This window comes from Pseudomonas sp. EL_65y_Pfl2_R96 (assembly GCF_963970905.1).
GTDB lineage: Bacteria > Pseudomonadota > Gammaproteobacteria > Pseudomonadales > Pseudomonadaceae > Aquipseudomonas.
Genome location: NZ_CAXAQH010000445.1, coordinates 1 through 278 on the forward strand (window position 1 = coordinate 1; position 278 = coordinate 278).

General features: G+C 51.1%; 2 tRNA genes. Both read left to right on the plus strand.

Going from position 1 to position 278, the window contains the following annotated elements:
* Positions 1-44 precede the first annotated feature (44 nt).
* Positions 45-121 (plus strand) — tRNA-Ile (locus AACY49_RS31495).
* Positions 122-151: 30 nt separating this feature from the next.
* Positions 152-227 (plus strand) — tRNA-Ala (locus AACY49_RS31500).
* Positions 228-278: the final 51 nt, after the last annotated feature.

Sequence of the window (278 nt, forward strand, 5' to 3'; positions counted from 1 at the left end):
TTGCTTGATTCATTGAAGAAGACGATAAGAAGCAGCCCGAAATTGGGTCTGTAGCTCAGTTGGTTAGAGCGCACCCCTGATAAGGGTGAGGTCGGCAGTTCGAATCTGCCCAGACCCACCAATTTTGTGTGGGAAACGCCTGTAGAAATATGGGGCCATAGCTCAGCTGGGAGAGCGCCTGCCTTGCACGCAGGAGGTCAACGGTTCGATCCCGTTTGGCTCCACCACTACTGCTTCTGTTTGTTGAAAGCTTAGAAATGAGCATTCCATCGTGATGA